The organism is Kitasatospora xanthocidica, from assembly GCF_014656195.1.
Taxonomy (GTDB): Bacteria; Actinomycetota; Actinomycetes; order Streptomycetales; family Streptomycetaceae; genus Kitasatospora; species Kitasatospora xanthocidica.
Map to the genome: position 1 here is coordinate 265,078 of NZ_BNBY01000001.1, position 15,476 is coordinate 280,553.

Consider the following 15,476-nt stretch of genomic DNA (forward strand, 5'->3'; position numbering starts at 1 on the left):
GACCTCCGACAGGGCCTCCGCCGTGGGCCCCGGCGGCCCCGGCGGGCGTTCGGAGCAAATTTCGACCGGCTTCGGACCGTCCCGTCCCGGCTCCGCCCTCCGCCGCCCGGCCCTTCCGACACGACCTGCAAAGACGCGCTGCAGAACACCCCCCGCGCGGGCCGGCTTTCTGTCACGATTCCGATGGGACGGTCCGAACGGCGGACCGCCTCTGGCGCGGGGGCGGCCAGATTTCCGCGTTGCCCGAGCGCGCCGACGCCGAGACCGATCATCTTGGGAGTGTCCCTGGTGGCGTACTTCGCTGCAGTGCTTGCTCGCACCGAGGACGGGTGGGATGTGAGCGAGACGGAACTCGACAACGTCGAAACCCTGGCCGATCTGGCCGATCTGGCCCGCGGCTCGTCGCAGGACGACGACAGCGTCCTGATCTTCATCGAACAGGAGGACTCCTGGTTCGCCATCGTCCGCGTGGACGGCGAGGACGACCCCAGGATCTTCGTGTCGGACGGCGCCGCCGCCGCCCGCAGCTCCTACGGCTCCGTCCTCACCGACGAGCTGGTCGACCAGGCCGGCGAGAGCGAGTTCGGCGACCTGGACCACCTGCTGGACGAAGAGGCGCAGGCCCAGGACCAGGAGGACGAGGACGCCGAGCCGCACGGCGGCGTCCCGGTCGGCCCGCTCGGCGACTCCCACCTGCTCACCGAGTTCGGCCTGGCCTCCGACGCGCTGCTCGGGCTGAGCGGCGAGGGCGCGGTGCCGGGCGACGCCCTGGAGGAGATCGCCGAGGCCCTGGGCTGCGGCGAGGTCCTGGAGGCCGTCCGGTAGTCGCCGGATGCCCGACACTGGATGCCATGCAGCCCGCATCCACCGCGCAGACCGTCCCGTACGTCCCCCCGCTGCCCGCCCCCGTCCGCCCCGACCCGGTCCGCGACCGCTGGGCGGCGCCGATGCGCCTCGCCATGGCCGAGGCCGCCCTGGCGCCGGCCACCGGGGACGTCCCGGTCGGGGCGCTCGTCCTGGGCCCTGACGGCGAGGTGATCGGGCGCGGCCACAACGAGCGCGAGGCGGTCGGCGACCCGACCGCGCACGCCGAGGTGGTCGCGATCCGGCAGGCGGCCGAGGCGGTCGGGGAATGGCGGCTGAGCGGCTGCACGCTGGTCGTCACCCTGGAGCCGTGCACGATGTGCGCCGGCGCCATCGTGCTCTCCAGGATCGACCGGGTGGTCTACGGCGCCCTCGACGAGAAGGCCGGCGCGGCCGGATCGCTCTTCGACGTGATGCGCGACCGCCGGCTCAACCATCGCCCCGAGGTGATCTGGGGCGTCCTCGCCGAGGAGTGCGGCGAGCAGTTGCGGGCCTTCTTCGACACCCACCGCTGACCCCTCGCCGGGCTCCCGCCGATACGGATTTCGTGACCGCGCCACCCGTCCGGTAGAGTTCCCCTCGGTAGCGTGTCCGAGCGGCCAAAGGAGCACGCCTCGAAAGCGTGTGTGGGGGCAACTCCACCGTGGGTTCGAATCCCACCGCTACCGCCAGAAAGCCCGAGGGCCCGTCCGATCCGGACGGGCCCTCGGCGTTTCCGCGCGACTACGGACGCGGAAAGGGCTCCGTACGCCGGGCCGATGACCACCGGTGCCCGGCCCGTACGGAGCCTGGAGGGGGGAGCGGCTCGGGGGACTGACCGCTCCCCCGGCGGAGTCCCACAACCGGCACCGCGTCGGGGGGAAGCCGCGGCGACCGGTCCCACAGCGGGGAGCTCCGGATCCATGTACCGGGGATTCCTGCCAGATCCTCGGTACGTCGTCCATCCTGCCGCCCGGCCCTCGACCGGGCACCCGGAGAAAGGCCCCACTCGCGGGGACCTTCGTCCCCCCGGCCGAACGCGTCGCACACTTGATAGCCCGTCCGGGTGGATAAGCTGCCCCCTGCAGGCCGCTCGGGGACCGGGATGACGGCGGCCCACGGCTGGGAGGTCACCGATGGCGCAGGCGAAGAAGATCGGCATGGTCCTCCTGCTCGTCTTCGTGCTCTACTCGATCATCACGTCGCCGGCCCGCTCCGCCCAGCTCGTCCAGCTGGGCTTCGAGGGGATCTCGAACGCGGCCAAGGCGGTCGGCACCTTCATGACCGGGCTGATCAAGTAGCCGGCCGGGCCGCCCGCGCCCGGGTGGCGGACGGCCGTCCACCCGCCCGGCCGCACCGGCTACGGTGGGCGGGACCCTCCACCCCCGTCCGCGAGGAGCGGCAATCGTGATCCGGCACCTGGTCCTGTTCAAGCTCAACGAAGGCGTCAGCAAGGACGACGAGCGCGCGCTCGCCGGCGCCAAGGCGTTCGCCGAGCTCGGTTCGGTCATCCCCGAGCTGCGCGAGTGGGAGTGCGGCTGGAACACCACCGAGCGGGACATCGCGTACGACTACGCGATCAACAGCCTGGTCGAGGACCGCGAGGCCCTGCAGGCCTACCTGACCCACCCGGCCCATCAGGCCGCGGCGGGCCAGTGGCGCGAGTTCGCCACCTGGGTGATCGCCGACGTCGAGGTCTGACCCGCCGTCCGACCCCCATCCCGTCCAGGGGCCGCGCGCGGCCCTTCCCCCGGACGGCCCGCGGCGCCCCGTCCGAATCCCGGACGGGGCGCCGTGCTCCGTCCCGGAACGATCCCCGCCGCGCCCCGCCGTCGGACCCGGTGAAGGCCGGGCACCCCACCAACACACCTCCACCGGGTGCTTGCCCGACCAGCGCCCGCCTTGTGATGCTATGACCGGTTTTGCCGGACATCGCGAGGTGGTGAATCAGCCGCGACACCCGATCCGCAGGGCCCGCCGTTGTCAACTTTGGGAGGGGTGACGTGTCCGTGGACGAAGTGCTGGCTGCGATCATCAGCCCGGCCGGCGAACTCCGCCCGGACGGGCTGCGCGGCCCCGGTGGCAGGCCCGTCGTGGACGTCCGGACGCTGACCCGGGTGCTGTTCGAGCGGCTCGCCGAGCTGCCCGCCGACGCCCCCGAACGGGAACGGGTCCGGGCCGCCCTGATCGAGGTGAACATCCCACTGGTCCGCTACGCGGCCACCCGCTTCCGCAGCCGCAGCGAGCCGATGGAGGACGTCGTCCAGGTCGGCACCATCGGCCTGATCAACGCGATCGACCGCTTCGACCCCACCCGCGGCGTCCAGTTCCCCACCTACGCGCTGCCGACCATCCTGGGCGAGATCAAGCGCTACTTCCGGGACAACGTCCGCACCATGCACGTCCCGCGACGGCTCCAGGAGCTGTGGGTCCAGGTCAGCGGCGCCATGGAGGAGCTGACGGTGCTGCACGGGCGGGCGCCCAAGGTGCCCGAGATCGCCGCCAGCCTGCGGATCCCCGAGGAGGACGTCCGGGCCTGCCTGGACGCCGGGCGGGCCTACAACGCGGCCTCCCTGGAGGCCGCGCAGGAGCACGAGGGCGGGCTCGCCCTGCTCGACCGGCTCGGCTACGAGGACTCCGCGCTGGCCGAGGTCGAGCACCGCGACATGGTCCGCCACCTGCTGGTCCAGCTCCCCGAGCGGGAGCGCCGGATCGTGATGCTGCGGTTCTTCGCCAACCTCACCCAGTCCCAGATCAGCACCGAGCTGGGGATGTCCCAGATGCACGTCTCGCGGCTGCTGTCCCGGATCCTGACCCGGCTTCGGACCGGCAACTCATGGGAAGAGTGAGATTGCAGCGCGTTACCCCCACGTGACATCTTGCGACGTTCGGGTTTGCCGTGCACCGTGTTCCGGTATGGAGGGGGAGGGCCCCGCCGGGAACCTCGGCGCGACGGTCCCCGTTCAACTGTCAGTCACGAGGGGGTGGGTGCATGTCCGGAGAGCTGGGCACTGCGGAGATCCACGCTGGTCAGGCCCGCGGCACGGCCGTCGCCGAGGCCCTGGTCCCGCGGCAGCGGGTCGAGTCGGTCGAACCGCCCGGCCCCGAGGCGGCACCCGGGACGCCCCCCGACACCGCGTCCGGGCCGACCGGGCCGGCCACCTCCGGGCCGTCCGCCTCCGGGCCGTCCGGGTCGTCCGCCTCCGGACTGGACACCCGGACGCTCTCCCGCTCGCTGTTCCTGCGGCTGGCCGCCCTGGAGCCCGGCAGCGAGGAGCACACCTACGTCCGCGACACCCTGATCGAGCTCAACCTGCCGCTGGTCCGGTACGCCTCCGCGCGCTTCCGCAGCCGCAACGAGCCGATGGAGGACATCGTCCAGGTCGGCACCATCGGCCTGATCAAGGCGATCGACCGCTTCGACCCCGAGCGGGGGGTGGAGTTCCCCACCTTCGCGATGCCCACCGTGGTCGGCGAGATCAAGCGCTTCTTCCGGGACACCAGCTGGTCGGTCCGGGTGCCCCGGCGGCTCCAGGAGCTGCGGCTGGCCCTCACCAAGGCCGGTGACGAGCTGTCCCAGCGTCTCGACCGCTCCCCCACCGTCGCCGAGCTGGCCACCTGCCTGGGCGTCAGCGAGGAGGACGTGGTCGAGGGCCTCGCGGTCGGCAACGCGTACACCGCCAGCTCGCTCGACTCCGGCTCCGGCGAGGAGGACAGCGACGGGCCGCTGGCCGACCGGCTCGGCTACGAGGACCTCGCGCTGGAGGGCGTCGAGTACCGGGAGTCGCTCAAGCCGCTGCTGGCCAAGCTGCCGCCCCGCGAGCGCCGGATCATCATGCTGCGGTTCTTCGGCAACCTCACCCAGTCGCAGATCGGCGAGGAGATCGGGATCTCGCAGATGCACGTCTCCCGGCTGCTCACCCGGACGCTCACCCAGCTCCGCGAGGGCCTGATCAGCGAGGGCTGAGCCGCCACCGCACCGGCCACTACCGCGTCAGTCACCCCACCGGCCGCCACCGCGTCAGTCGCCGCACCGGCCGCCACCGGCCGGTGCGGCCGCCCGCGCCGGGTCCGCGGCCGGCGGGGCGTCAGCTGCCGTCCAGCAGGTTGGCGCGCAGTCCGGCCAGCACGTCGTCGTCCAGCCCCAGGCCGTCCCGCCAGAACGGGCCGAAGCCGCCCCAGCCGACCTCGACCTCGGCGAAGGCCGCGTCCAGGTAGTCCGGGTCCGCCCGGAAGACCGGCAGCAGCAGCTCGGGCTCGCTCATCAGGCCGCGGGCGGCGAGGTCGGCCAGCACCCGGTCGACGACCGGGGCGGAGCGCTCGTTGGTGAGCAGGTAGTCGGCGAGGACGGTCTCGCGGTCCACTCCGAGGGCGGTCAGCAGGAGCGCGGCCGCCCAGCCGGTGCGGTCCTTGCCGGCCGTGCAGTGGAACAGCAGCGGCGGCCCCTCCGGGGCGGCCAGCAGCCGCAGCAGGCCGGCGAAGCGCTCGCGCGCCGACGGGTCCGTCACGAACCAGCGGTAGAGGCCGGTCATCATGGCGGCGGCCCGGCCCTCGCCGAGCAGGGCGCGCTGCCGCTGCGCGCTGCGGTCGGACAGGGTGTCCCTGATCATCAGGTAGATGTCGAAGTCCGTTGCCAGCAGCGGGAGGTGATGCCAGGCGACGCCCTCGGGCAGCCGGTCGGGGCCGGTGTCCCTGACCTCGTCCGCACTGCGCAGGTCCACCACCCGGCGCAGGCCCAACTCGCCCAGCGGACCGAGGTCTTCGGCGGTGACGTGGTTCAGGCCGTCGCTGCGCAGGGCCACTCCGGGCCGCAACAACCGTCCGTCGGCGGCCCGGTAACCGCCGAGATCGCGGGCATTGACCGCGCCGCGCAGACCGAGACTCCGCCCGACCCGCTCGGCCCCGACCGACTCCGCCCCACCCGGTTCCGGCGCCCTATTTCGTACGCCCCCGATTCTCCCGGACTCCGTCTGCTGATCGGCCACGTGGGCGCCTCCATTGCATATTCGGACTGTCACATGGCACAGCGGTGCCCGATATTGCATGAACCTGCCCAATGGACCGGCGAGATGTGCGAGAGTGTCACGCGCAACGACGACAGTGTAGGTGTCCCACCCGCCCCGCTGGGCCCCACCGTCGGTAACCATCTGTAGCGCTCAGCGTCCGGTTTTTCATTTTCAATTCATTATTTGCGCCGCCGGTACAGTTCCGGTCACAATCAGCGCCTTCATGGCATCGCCATGAACGTTGGTAACAGGTTCGCTGCACTCTCGCCCAATTGGTCCCTCGCACCGCCGACGCTCGACCAGGATGGGCCCCGGGCAGCCTGCTGCCCGCGAGAACAGCTACACGGGCAGGCGAGCGCCGAGCAGCGCGGCGCCTGGCCCAAGGGGAGGATCAACCATGGGTCGAGCGACCCGAAGAGTCGCCGCGTGCGCGGCGGCAGTCCTGCTGGCCAGCGGCCTGCAGACCACCCTTGCCTTTGGCGACACCACGCCGCCCAGGATCGACCTCACCATCCTGGTCGTCGACGACGGCGGTCCCTCGGTCGCGGCCATCACCGCCGAACTGAAGAGCCAGGGCACGCCGTACAAGGTCGTCAGCCTCAATGACCCCAACCGGCCTGTGATCAACTCGGCTTTCCTGAGCGACACGGTCAACGGTCAGCCCCGGGGGAAGTTCCAGGGCATCGTGCTGCCCAACGAAAACCCCTTCCCCAACAGCGCCGCCGAGATGACGGCCATCGCGAGCTACGAAGCCGCTTTCAACGTCCGCCAGATCGACGCGTACACGTGGGCCAGTCCCGCGGTGGGTCTGAACTACGCCCAGAATCCCGGTTTCGTCGGCACCCTCGACGGATTCCAGGGCGCCACCACCGCGGCCGGAACTTCGGGCCCGTTCGGGTACCTCAAGGGCAGCGTCCCCTTCGAGGACAACGACCACAGCGTCAGCGAGAGCTACGGCTACCTGGCGACGCCGCTCGCCACCCTCCCGGCCGGCGCCTCCTTCGTCCCGCTGGTCGACGCCCCGATACCCAGCACGACCTCCCGCGGGTCCCTGGTCGGCGAGTACACCCACGACGGCCGCAAGGAGCTGGTCGTCACCTTCGTCTACAACCAGTACCAGCAGCAGTACCGCCTGCTGGCCCGCGGCATGGTCGACTGGATCACCCAGGGCGTCCACCTCGGCTACGACCGCAACTACTTCGCGGCCCACGTGGACGACGTCTTCCTGGCCGACGACCGCTGGGACACCACCCTCAAGTGCACCCCCGGCGACGTCACCTGCCCGCCCGGCACCCCGGACACCGCCAACCCGATCCGGATGACCCAGGCCGACGCCCAGTACGCCAAGCAGTGGCAGGCCGCCAACAACTTCACCATGGACATGGTGTTCAACGGTGGCGGCAGCGAGGACTGGAAGGCCGACCACGCGACCACCGCGGACCCCACGGCGAGCCAGATGATCGCCGACCAGAACAGCTTCCGCTGGGTCAACCACACCTACACCCACCCGTACCTGGGCTGCGTCCAGGACGTCTCGGTGGTGCCGTGGGTCTGCTCCAAGAACGCCGCCGGCGGCACCGTCTGGGTCGACCAGAACACCATCTCCACCCAGATCAAGAACAACTTCGACTGGGCCAAGGCCAACGGCCTGACCGTCGACCCGCAGGTCCTGGTCACCGGCGAGCACTCCGGTCTGCTCACCGCCCCCCAGGAGACCAGCGACAACCCGTACCTGGCCCCGGCGCTGGCCGCCAACGGCATCAAGTACACCGGCAGCGACGCCTCCCGCGAGCCCGCCCAGCGCGCCGTCGGGTCGTCCACGCTGACCGTGCCGCGGTACCCGATGAACGTCTTCTACAACGCCGGCACGGCGAAGGAGGAGACCGACGAGTACAACTGGATCTACACCAGCAAGGCCAACGGCGGCAGCGGCGTCTGCGAGAACAACGCCAACTCGACCTGCCTGCCCGCGCCGCTGGACGTCAACACCGGCTACCAGTCGTACATCGTGCCGCTGGAGGCCCGGATCGACCTCGGCCACGTGCTGAGCAACGACCCGCGCCCGCACTTCATCCACCAGTCGAACCTGTCCGAGGACAAGATCCTCTACCCGGTGCTGGAGAAGATCCTCGGCACCTACCGGTCGCTGCACGCCGACAACACCCCGATCGTGAACCTCGGCGAGCGCGAGATCGGCCAGGAGTTCCAGAAGCGCGCGGCCTGGAACGCGGCCGTCGCCGCCGGTCAGGTCACCGCCTACCGGGTCGGCAACACCGTGACGGTCAGCGCGCCGGCCGGCGTTCAGGTCCAGGCCACCATGCCGACCGGAACTTCTCAGAAGCTGGTCATCGGATCGACCGCGTTCGGTTCGTCCTACGCCGGTACGCTCTCCGGCTGGGTGGCTCCGGGCGCCCTGCAGAGCGGCATCACCCTGCAGCTGCCGTCCGCGCCGGCCGCCCCGGCCGCCGTCGCGCCGAGCGTGGCGGCCAAGTCCGTCCCGGCCCCCGCGCCGGCCGACAAGAAGGTCGTCCCGCAGGGCGTCGCGACCCCGGTCCCGGTGGGCCCGAGCGACACCACCCGCAAGCCGGCCCCGTCGCTGGTGCCCGGGAGCGGTACCCCGGTGCCCGGCAAGGGCGTGACCGCTGATAACAACGGACACGGCGGCAAGGGACAGAACGGCCACGGCGACAAGGCCGCGGCGAAGACCGGCAAGGCCTCCGGGGGGACGGCCGCGCCGATCGGCACCACCGGACGGTAACCCGTACCACCCGCCGGCGGGGTCGGACCGGGCGACCGGCCCGGCCCCGCCACGGCTCCCGTTCCGGCCACCCAGGCCGGAACCGACGCAAGAACAGGAGGGGGGACAGGAGATGCGCGTCACCCTGCTCACCGAGGGGACGTACCCGCACCAGCACGGCGGCGTGAGCGTCTGGTGCGACCAGCTCGTTCAAGGCATGCCGGACGTCGACTTCGACGTCATCGCCGTCACCGGGACCGGCCACGAAGCACTGGCCTGGGAACTGCCCGCCAACGTCAAGTCGGTCACGACCGCTCCGCTGTGGGGCCCGGCCGCCGAGGCCGCCCCGCCCCGCGGCAAGGAGATGCGGCGCTTCCTCAACGCGTACGAGCGCTTCCTGCACTCCATCCTCGATCCCGTCTACACCACGCACTTCGGCACCGAGCTGTACGGCTTCGCCGACCTCGCCCGGCGCGGGCTGCTCAGCCCGGCGCTGCGCAGCGAGCGCGCGCTCCGCACCCTCCAGCACGTCTGGACCCGGGACTACCTGCCCACCGCCGTCTCCCGGCCGACCCTGCACGACGCCCTGAACGCGACCGACCTGCTGGAGCACGCCCTGCGGCCGCTCTCGGTCGAGCCGCCGAAGGACGGCGTCGCACACGCGGCCAGCGGCGGCCTCGCCACCCTGCCCGGGCTGATCGCCGCCCAGCAGTACGGCGTACCGTTTCTGCTCACCGAGCACGGCATCTACCTGCGCGAGCGCTACCTCGGCTACCGCACCGGCCCGTACCGCTGGCCGGTCAAGGCGCTGCTGCTCGGCTTCTACCGGATGCTCGCCGAGGAGAGCTACCGGGTGGCCGCGCTGGTCACCCCCGGCAACCGGTACAACCGGCGCTGGGAGGAGCGCGGCGGCACGCCGTCCGCGCACATCCGCACCGTCTACAACGGGGTGGACCCGGCGGCCTTCCCGCCGGCCGGCCCCGAGCCCGAGACCCCGACCCTCAGCTGGGCCGGCCGGGTCGACCCGATCAAGGACCTGGAGACACTGATCCGGGCCTTCGCCATCGTCCGGCGCGAGATCCCCGAGGCGCGGCTGCGGCTCTTCGGGGGCACGCCCAAGGGCGGCGAGGCGTACCGGGACGGCTGCATAGCCCTGGCCGCCGAGCTCGGCATAGCCGACTCGGTGGCCTTCGAGGGCCGCGTCGCCGACATCACCGACGCGTACGCGGCGGGCAACGTGGTCATGCTCTCCAGCATCAGCGAGGGCTTCCCGTTCACCCTGATCGAGGCGATGTCCTGCGGCCGCGCGACCGTCTCCACCGACGTCGGCGGCGTGCGCGAGGCCGTCGGCGACACCGGCCTGGTAGTCCCCCCGCGCGAGCCCGAGCCGATGGCGGCCGCCGCGATCGAGCTGCTGCGCGACGCCGAACGGCGCGCCCGGCTCGGCGAGGGCGCCCGGCTTCGGGTGATCGAGCAGTTCACCCTCCGCCAGAACATCGACGGGTTCCGCGGCATCTACACCGAACTCCTGGGCACCTCCCGCTGGATGCCCGGCGGCATGGTCTCCGTCACCGACCAGGCCCCCAGCCCCGACTGGGACCAGCAGCTCGCCACCGCCCGGCCCGAGCCGAGCGAGGTTGGAGCATGAGCGGTCCCCTGCGCCTGGTCGAGGACGAGGCCGGCGCCGAGCGGACGGTGCAGCTGCGCACGCTGCCGCTCAAGCGCCGCCGTCCCGCCCTGCCGGAGCCCGCACCCGGGCCCGGCCCCGAGGAGCAGCTCGACCTCTCCGCGGACCCGCTGGACGAGCTCGCCGAGCGGCTGCGGGACGTCTGCGCCGACGCCGTCCACCCGTACGAGATCGCGGCCTTCCTGGAGTCCGACGGCCTCTCGGACGAGCAGGCCGCGCTGCTGTACGGCCGCCCCGACGCGTTCACCGTCGCCGAGGAGCTGTTCGAGAAGGTCGAGCGCCGCTACCCCGGCCAGAGCTCCGAGTTCGCCAACCCCTGGCGGGCCGACCCCTGGCGCTGCGTCGTGCGCGGCCTGGTGTTCGCCCTGCCCGGGCTCGGCTACCTGCTCGGCGCCAACCTGTTCGCGACCACCCGGATGCGCTTCGGCCTGCCCTCGGGGATGCTCGCGCTGTCGATCGCCACGCTGGTCAGCTGGGGCTTCAACCAGGCCCTGGCGCACCGCTCGTACCGCTGGCTGGGCCGGCTGCGCCGCCGGGAGGCCGCGCTCTGCCTGGCCGTCGGCGCACCGCTCGGCGCGCTGATCGCGGGCGCCGCCGCGTACGTGGTGGGCGGGCCGCTCGGGGCGCTGTGCTTCGCCGCCGGGCAGTCCTGCTACCTGGGCGCGGCCACTGTGCTGCTGGTGCTGGGGCGGGAGAAGTTCCTGCTGGTGGCGCTGGCGCCGGCCTCGGTCGGCGCGGGTGTGGTGCTGGCGGCGGACGTCCCGCAGGTGGTCCGTACGGTGGTGCTGCTCGCCTCGCTGCTGCTGGCGGTCGGGCTGGCCGTCCGGGAGCTGCTGGTGTGCGTGCGCGGCGTCGAGCGGGAGCCGGTGGAGGTGAAGCTGCCGCTGCGCCAGGAGGTCCCGCACCTGCTGTTCGGCCTGGCCTGCGGCGCGCTCACGCTGATCGCCGGTCTGGGTACGACCATCCACCAGGCCGTGCAGACCGGTGGCCACGCCGCCCAGGGGGCGTCGACGACCCCGACCGGCCCGGCCATGATCGCGCTGACGCTCAGTCTCGGCCTCGCCGAGTGGCTGCTCTTCCGCTACCGGGCGATGGCGGTGGCCGCGCTCCGCACCAGCCACACCACCGGCCAGTTCACCCGTCGCACCGGCGGGATCCTGCTCGGCTGCCTGTTCATCTACCTCACCACCGTGGCCGCGCTGGACGCCGCCGCGACCGTGCTGTGGCCGGGCGCCCCCACCCTGGGCGTCCCGCAGCTCGGCGCGATGCTGCTCCTGGGCGGCTCGCTCTGGCTGGCGCTGCTGCTGAACGCCTTCGGGTTCAGCTGGAGCACCGCCCTCATCTGTCTGGCCGCCGCGGGTGCCGAGAGCGCCGGGCTGCTGACCGGTGCGGACCCGATCGTCCTGCAGCTGATCGGCTGCGGGGCGGCCGCCGCCGTCCTCACCGCCATCGCCGGGCCCGCGCTCGGCCGTACCACCCAGCACCGCTGAACCACCCGGAACCGCCTGTGAGCCACCTCCTGAACCACTTCTGATCCAGATCTGATCCACATCGAGATCCCGCACGCCGCCCGCGCGTGCACCGCCGTACCCGTTCCACCCGGAACGCCAACCAACCGGCGGCGGCCGACCACCACAGAGCGTCCGGCCGCACCGGCAGATCGAGAAAGCGAACCCCGCATGAGCAGCGTCGCGGTTACCGGAGCCGAGGGCTTCATCGGCTCCCACCTCGTCGAGACCCTGGTCGCCGACGGGCACCACGTCCGCGCGATGGTCCAGTACAACTCCTTCTCCTCCTTCGGGTGGCTGGAGACCCTGTCCGAGGAGGTGCTGGACTCGGTCGAGATCGTCCTCGGCGACGTCCGGGACCCGGGCTCCGTCAACGGCCTGGTCAAGGGCACCGAGGCGGTGTACCACCTGGCCGCCCTGATCGCGATCCCGTACTCCTACCGCGCGCCCCACTCGTACGTGGACACCAACGTCACCGGCACCCTGAACGTGCTGGAGGCGGTGCGCCACCTGGAGATCCCGCGCATGGTGCACACCTCCACCAGCGAGACCTACGGCACCGCGCAGACCGTGCCGATCACCGAGGACCACCCGATCAACACCCAGTCCCCGTACGCCGCCTCCAAGGCCGGCGGGGACCGGCTGGCCGACAGCTACCACGCCAGCTTCGAGACCCCGGTCGTCACCCTGCGCCCGTTCAACACCTTCGGCCCGCGCCAGTCGATGCGCGCCGTCATCCCGACCGTGATCGCCCAGGTCGCGGCGGGCCAGACCGAGATCACCCTCGGCGACCTGCGGCCGACCCGTGACTTCACGTTCGTCAAGGACACCGCCAACGCCTTCCGCACGGTGGGCACCGCGCCCGCCGAGACGGTGGTCGGCCGCACCTTCAACGCCGGCACCGGCGGCGAGATCTCGGTCGGCGACCTGGTCACCCTGGTCGGCAAGCTGATGGGCGTCGACCTGCTGGTGAAGGAGGACGAGCAGCGCATCCGTCCGACCAACTCCGAGGTCATGCGCCTGGTCGCGGACGCGACCCGGCTGCGCGAGGCCACCGGCTGGGCGCCGCTGTTCAGCCTGGAGCAGGGCCTGGAGCAGACGATCGAGTTCTTCCGCGACCCGGCCAACCTGGCTCGCTACAAGACCGACATCTACAACGTCTGACCGCCTTCGCGATCATGCCCGTCCTGGTAACCAAGGTTCGTGTCCTGCACATCCTTTCCGTGGGGGAAACACCATGCATGCAGTGATCCTGGCCGGCGGCAAGGGCGTCCGTCTCCGCCCGTACACCACCGCGCTTCCCAAGCCGCTCGTCCCGATCGGCGACCAGCACGCGATCCTGGAGATCGTGATGCGCCAGCTCGCCGCGGCGGGCTTCAAGACCGTCACCCTGGCCATCGGCCACCTCGGCCACATCATCCGCGCCTACGTCGGCAACGGCTCCCAGTGGGGCCTGCGGGTCGGCTACGCCGTCGAGGACAGCCCGCTCGGCACCATGGGCCCCCTGCTCACCATGCAGGACCGCCTGCCCGAGCACTTCCTGGTGATGAACGGCGACATCCTGACCGACCTGGACTTCGCCGGGGTGCTCAAGCACCACGAGTCGTCCGGTGCCCCGCTGACCATCGCCACCTACGCCCGCCAGGTCAAGATCGACTTCGGCGTGCTGACCACCGACTCCGGCAGCATCACCGGCTTCCAGGAGAAGCCCAGCATCGACTACCGCGTCTCGATGGGCGTGTACGGCGTCTCGCGCTCGGCGCTCGCCAAGTACACCCCCGGCCTGCCGCTGGGCTTCGACGAGCTGGTGCTGGACCTGCTGGCGGCCAAGACCCCGCCGGCCGCGTACGAGTTCGGCGGCTACTGGCTCGACATCGGCCGCCCGGACGACTACGACCGGGCGAACGCCGAGTTCTCGACCATCCGCCCGGTCCTGATGCCCTTCGAGCAGACCGGTGTCACACCGGGCGTCGCCGAGCTGCCGGTCCCGGCCGCCCGCACCGCCCCGGACGACGACGACACGGTCGGCGAGCCCGTCACCGCGGGCGCCGAGAGCGACGGACGGGCCGCGTGAGAATCCTGCTGCTCGGCGGCGACGGCTTCCTGGGCCGTCACGCCGCCGCCGTCCTGCGGTCACTGCCCGGCGCCACCGTGCTGACCGCGGGCCGGCGGCCCGCCCACGACCTCCGGCTGGACCTGGCCACCGCCCAGGCCCACCCGCTCGGCGAGGAGATCGCCGCGCTGGCTCCCGACGCCGTGGTCAACTTCGCCGGCGCGGTGGCCGGCAGCCGGGTCACGCTCGCCGAGGTGAACGCGCGTGGTCCGGCGGTGCTCTGCGAGGCGCTGCGGCTCGGCGCCCCGAAGGCCCGCCTGGTGCACATCGGTTCGGCCGGCGAGTACGGCGTCTGCGCGCAGGGCAGTTCGCTGTCCGAGGACGCCGACGCCCGCCCGGTCGGCGTGTACGGCGCGACCAAGCTGGCCGGCTCCCTCGCGGTGGCCGAGTCGGACCTGGACGCAGTGGTCCTGCGGGTGTTCAACCCGGTCGGCCCGGGCGCCCCGGCGGGCTCGCTGCCCGGCCGGCTGGCCGCCGAGCTGCGCCGGGTGGCGCCCGAGGGCGCCGACGGAGTGATCACGGTCGGGGACCTCTCCGCCTACCGCGACTTCGTCGACGCCCGGGACGTCGCCGAGGCGGTCGGTCTGGCCGTCACGGCCGACCGCCCGCTGCCCCGGGTGCTGAACCTCGCCTCCGGGCAGGCCAGGCAGGTCCGGGCGATCGCCGACGGACTGGTCGCGGCGGCCGGCTTCACCGGCCGGATCGACGAGAGCGGGGCGGGCTCCGAGCGCTCGGCCGCGGTCTCCTGGCAGCAGGCCGACGTGTCGGCCGCCGCCCGGGAGCTCGGCTGGCACCCGGCGACCGGCCTCGCCGACACCCTGCGTGACCTGTGGCTCAGCACCCCCGAGCCCACGCCCGCCCCGGTGGTCGCATGACCGCCGGGCACCCCGACGGCCGCCTGCTGGTGCCGCTGTACGTCCACCCCGCGGTGGACCCGGCGGCCTGGCGGGCGGTCGCCGCCGCCGACCCCGACCGGATCGCCGCCGTGGTGCTCAACCTCGCCGACGGTCCGGGCGAGGTCCCGGACCACGTCTTCGCCGAGGCCGCCGACGAACTCCGGTCCGCCGGGCTGCCGTTGGTCGGGTACGCCGACACCGACTACGGCCGCAGGCCGCACGCGGCCGTGGTCGCGGACATCCTGACGTACCGTCAGCGTCATGGCATCACCGGCGTCTACCTCGACCAAGTGACCACTCACCCGGGCGCGTTGGCGCACTACCGGCGGCTGGCCACGGCCGCCCGCGCGGCCGGCTGCGGCACCGTGATCTTCGGTCACGGCGAGCACCCGGACCCGGGCTACGCCGAGGTCGGCCTGGCCGACCTGCTGGTCACCTTCGAGGGCGACTGGGACACCTACCGCGCGATGACGCAACCGCTGTGGACCGCCCGGCACGCGGCCTCCCGCTTCTGCCACCTGGTCTACGACGTCCCGGCCGAGCACGCCCAGGACGCCGCCGCCCTGATCGCCGCCCGCCGGGCCGGTGTGGGCTGCGCCGTCCCCGGCGCCGGCGACAACCCCTGGCGCACCCTGCCGTACGGCCTGACCGCCGCTGAACTCACCTGACCCGATCCGGAGTCCGAC

Annotated in this window: 13 protein-coding genes, 1 tRNA gene and 1 pseudogene; 14 read left to right on the plus strand and 1 reads right to left on the minus strand. The window is 72.4% G+C overall.

Features of this window, described 5'->3' with window-relative positions:
• Positions 1-288: 288 nt before the first annotated feature.
• The 7 genes from IE332_RS01150 to IE332_RS01180 all read left to right on the plus strand — a co-directional run bounded on the left by IE332_RS01150 (position 289) and on the right by IE332_RS01180 (position 4,810).
• Positions 289-825 carry a tRNA adenosine deaminase-associated protein gene (locus IE332_RS01150; protein WP_268256522.1) on the plus strand — a complete coding sequence of 179 codons (537 nt, stop codon included), beginning with the start codon at positions 289-291 and terminating at the stop codon, positions 823-825.
• A gap of 26 nt (positions 826-851) precedes the next feature.
• Positions 852-1,379, plus strand: coding sequence for a tRNA adenosine(34) deaminase TadA (tadA, locus tag IE332_RS01155; RefSeq protein WP_189913143.1), 528 nt, complete (start codon positions 852-854; stop codon positions 1,377-1,379).
• 66 nt (positions 1,380-1,445) lie between these two features.
• Positions 1,446-1,535, plus strand: a tRNA-Ser gene (locus IE332_RS01160).
• Between the two features lie 444 nt (positions 1,536-1,979).
• A complete protein-coding gene (locus IE332_RS01165) occupies positions 1,980-2,144 on the plus strand; it encodes a hypothetical protein (RefSeq protein ID WP_189913144.1) in 165 nt (54 codons plus the stop codon).
• A gap of 106 nt (positions 2,145-2,250) precedes the next feature.
• Positions 2,251-2,544: a Dabb family protein gene (locus tag IE332_RS01170; protein ID WP_189913145.1), complete on the plus strand. Its 294-nt coding sequence runs from the start codon at positions 2,251-2,253 to the stop codon at positions 2,542-2,544.
• Between the two features lie 365 nt (positions 2,545-2,909).
• Positions 2,910-3,692 carry an RNA polymerase sigma factor SigF gene (locus IE332_RS01175; RefSeq protein WP_229928253.1) on the plus strand — a complete coding sequence of 261 codons (783 nt, stop codon included), beginning with the start codon at positions 2,910-2,912 and terminating at the stop codon, positions 3,690-3,692.
• A gap of 143 nt (positions 3,693-3,835) precedes the next feature.
• The gene (locus IE332_RS01180; RefSeq protein WP_229928200.1) at positions 3,836-4,810 is read left to right on the plus strand and encodes an RNA polymerase sigma factor SigF; all 975 of its coding nucleotides are present in this window, start codon (positions 3,836-3,838) and stop codon (positions 4,808-4,810) included.
• Positions 4,811-4,931: 121 nt separating this feature from the next.
• On the opposite strand, the gene IE332_RS01185 is transcribed toward IE332_RS01180, so the two are convergent.
• Complete coding sequence (locus tag IE332_RS01185) at positions 4,932-5,990, minus strand: tyrosine-protein phosphatase (protein ID WP_308437507.1); 1,059 nt, start codon at positions 5,988-5,990, stop codon at positions 4,932-4,934.
• Between the two features lie 256 nt (positions 5,991-6,246).
• On the opposite strand from IE332_RS01185, the gene IE332_RS01190 reads away from it, so the two are divergent.
• From IE332_RS01190 to IE332_RS01220, 7 genes and pseudogenes are all read left to right on the plus strand, one after another.
• Positions 6,247-8,607, plus strand: a complete 2,361-nt coding sequence (locus IE332_RS01190; RefSeq protein ID WP_229928202.1) for a hypothetical protein — start codon at positions 6,247-6,249, stop codon at positions 8,605-8,607.
• A 112-nt stretch (positions 8,608-8,719) separates the two neighbouring features.
• Positions 8,720-10,234 carry a GT4 family glycosyltransferase PelF gene (gene pelF, locus IE332_RS01195; protein ID WP_189913147.1) on the plus strand — a complete coding sequence of 505 codons (1,515 nt, stop codon included), beginning with the start codon at positions 8,720-8,722 and terminating at the stop codon, positions 10,232-10,234.
• On the plus strand, positions 10,231-11,763 hold the full coding sequence (locus tag IE332_RS01200) for a hypothetical protein (protein WP_189913148.1): 1,533 nt from the start codon (positions 10,231-10,233) through the stop codon (positions 11,761-11,763). The genes pelF and IE332_RS01200 overlap by 4 nt, the downstream gene beginning before the upstream one ends.
• Before the next feature lie 189 nt (positions 11,764-11,952).
• Complete coding sequence (locus IE332_RS01205) at positions 11,953-12,945, plus strand: SDR family NAD(P)-dependent oxidoreductase (RefSeq protein WP_189913149.1); 993 nt, start codon at positions 11,953-11,955, stop codon at positions 12,943-12,945.
• 73 nt (positions 12,946-13,018) lie between these two features.
• A pseudogene (locus IE332_RS01210) lies at positions 13,019-13,720 on the plus strand (nucleotidyltransferase family protein); the annotation flags it as partial.
• A 131-nt stretch (positions 13,721-13,851) separates the two neighbouring features.
• Positions 13,852-14,769, plus strand: a complete 918-nt coding sequence (locus IE332_RS01215) for an NAD-dependent epimerase/dehydratase family protein (RefSeq protein WP_189913151.1) — start codon at positions 13,852-13,854, stop codon at positions 14,767-14,769.
• Positions 14,766-15,458 (plus strand): spherulation-specific family 4 protein, encoded by a 693-nt coding sequence (locus tag IE332_RS01220; RefSeq protein ID WP_189913152.1) that lies wholly within the window; start codon positions 14,766-14,768, stop codon positions 15,456-15,458. The genes IE332_RS01215 and IE332_RS01220 overlap by 4 nt, the downstream gene beginning before the upstream one ends.
• Positions 15,459-15,476 lie beyond the last annotated feature (18 nt).

Bases quoted from the DNA above. Each gene is read 5' to 3' on its own strand.
- tadA (WP_189913143.1), top strand. From the start codon at position 852: ATGCAGCCCGCATCCACCGCGCAGACCGTCCCGTACGTCCCCCCGCTG.
- IE332_RS01165 (WP_189913144.1), top strand. From the start codon at position 1,980: ATGGCGCAGGCGAAGAAGATCGGCATGGTCCTCCTGCTCGTCTTCGTG.
- IE332_RS01180 (WP_229928200.1), top strand. From the start codon at position 3,836: ATGTCCGGAGAGCTGGGCACTGCGGAGATCCACGCTGGTCAGGCCCGC.
- IE332_RS01185 (WP_308437507.1), bottom strand. From the start codon at position 5,990: ATGGTTACCGACGGTGGGGCCCAGCGGGGCGGGTGGGACACCTACACT.
- IE332_RS01190 (WP_229928202.1), top strand. From the start codon at position 6,247: ATGGGTCGAGCGACCCGAAGAGTCGCCGCGTGCGCGGCGGCAGTCCTG.
- pelF (WP_189913147.1), top strand. From the start codon at position 8,720: ATGCGCGTCACCCTGCTCACCGAGGGGACGTACCCGCACCAGCACGGC.
- IE332_RS01200 (WP_189913148.1), top strand. From the start codon at position 10,231: ATGAGCGGTCCCCTGCGCCTGGTCGAGGACGAGGCCGGCGCCGAGCGG.
- IE332_RS01205 (WP_189913149.1), top strand. From the start codon at position 11,953: ATGAGCAGCGTCGCGGTTACCGGAGCCGAGGGCTTCATCGGCTCCCAC.
- IE332_RS01220 (WP_189913152.1), top strand. From the start codon at position 14,766: ATGACCGCCGGGCACCCCGACGGCCGCCTGCTGGTGCCGCTGTACGTC.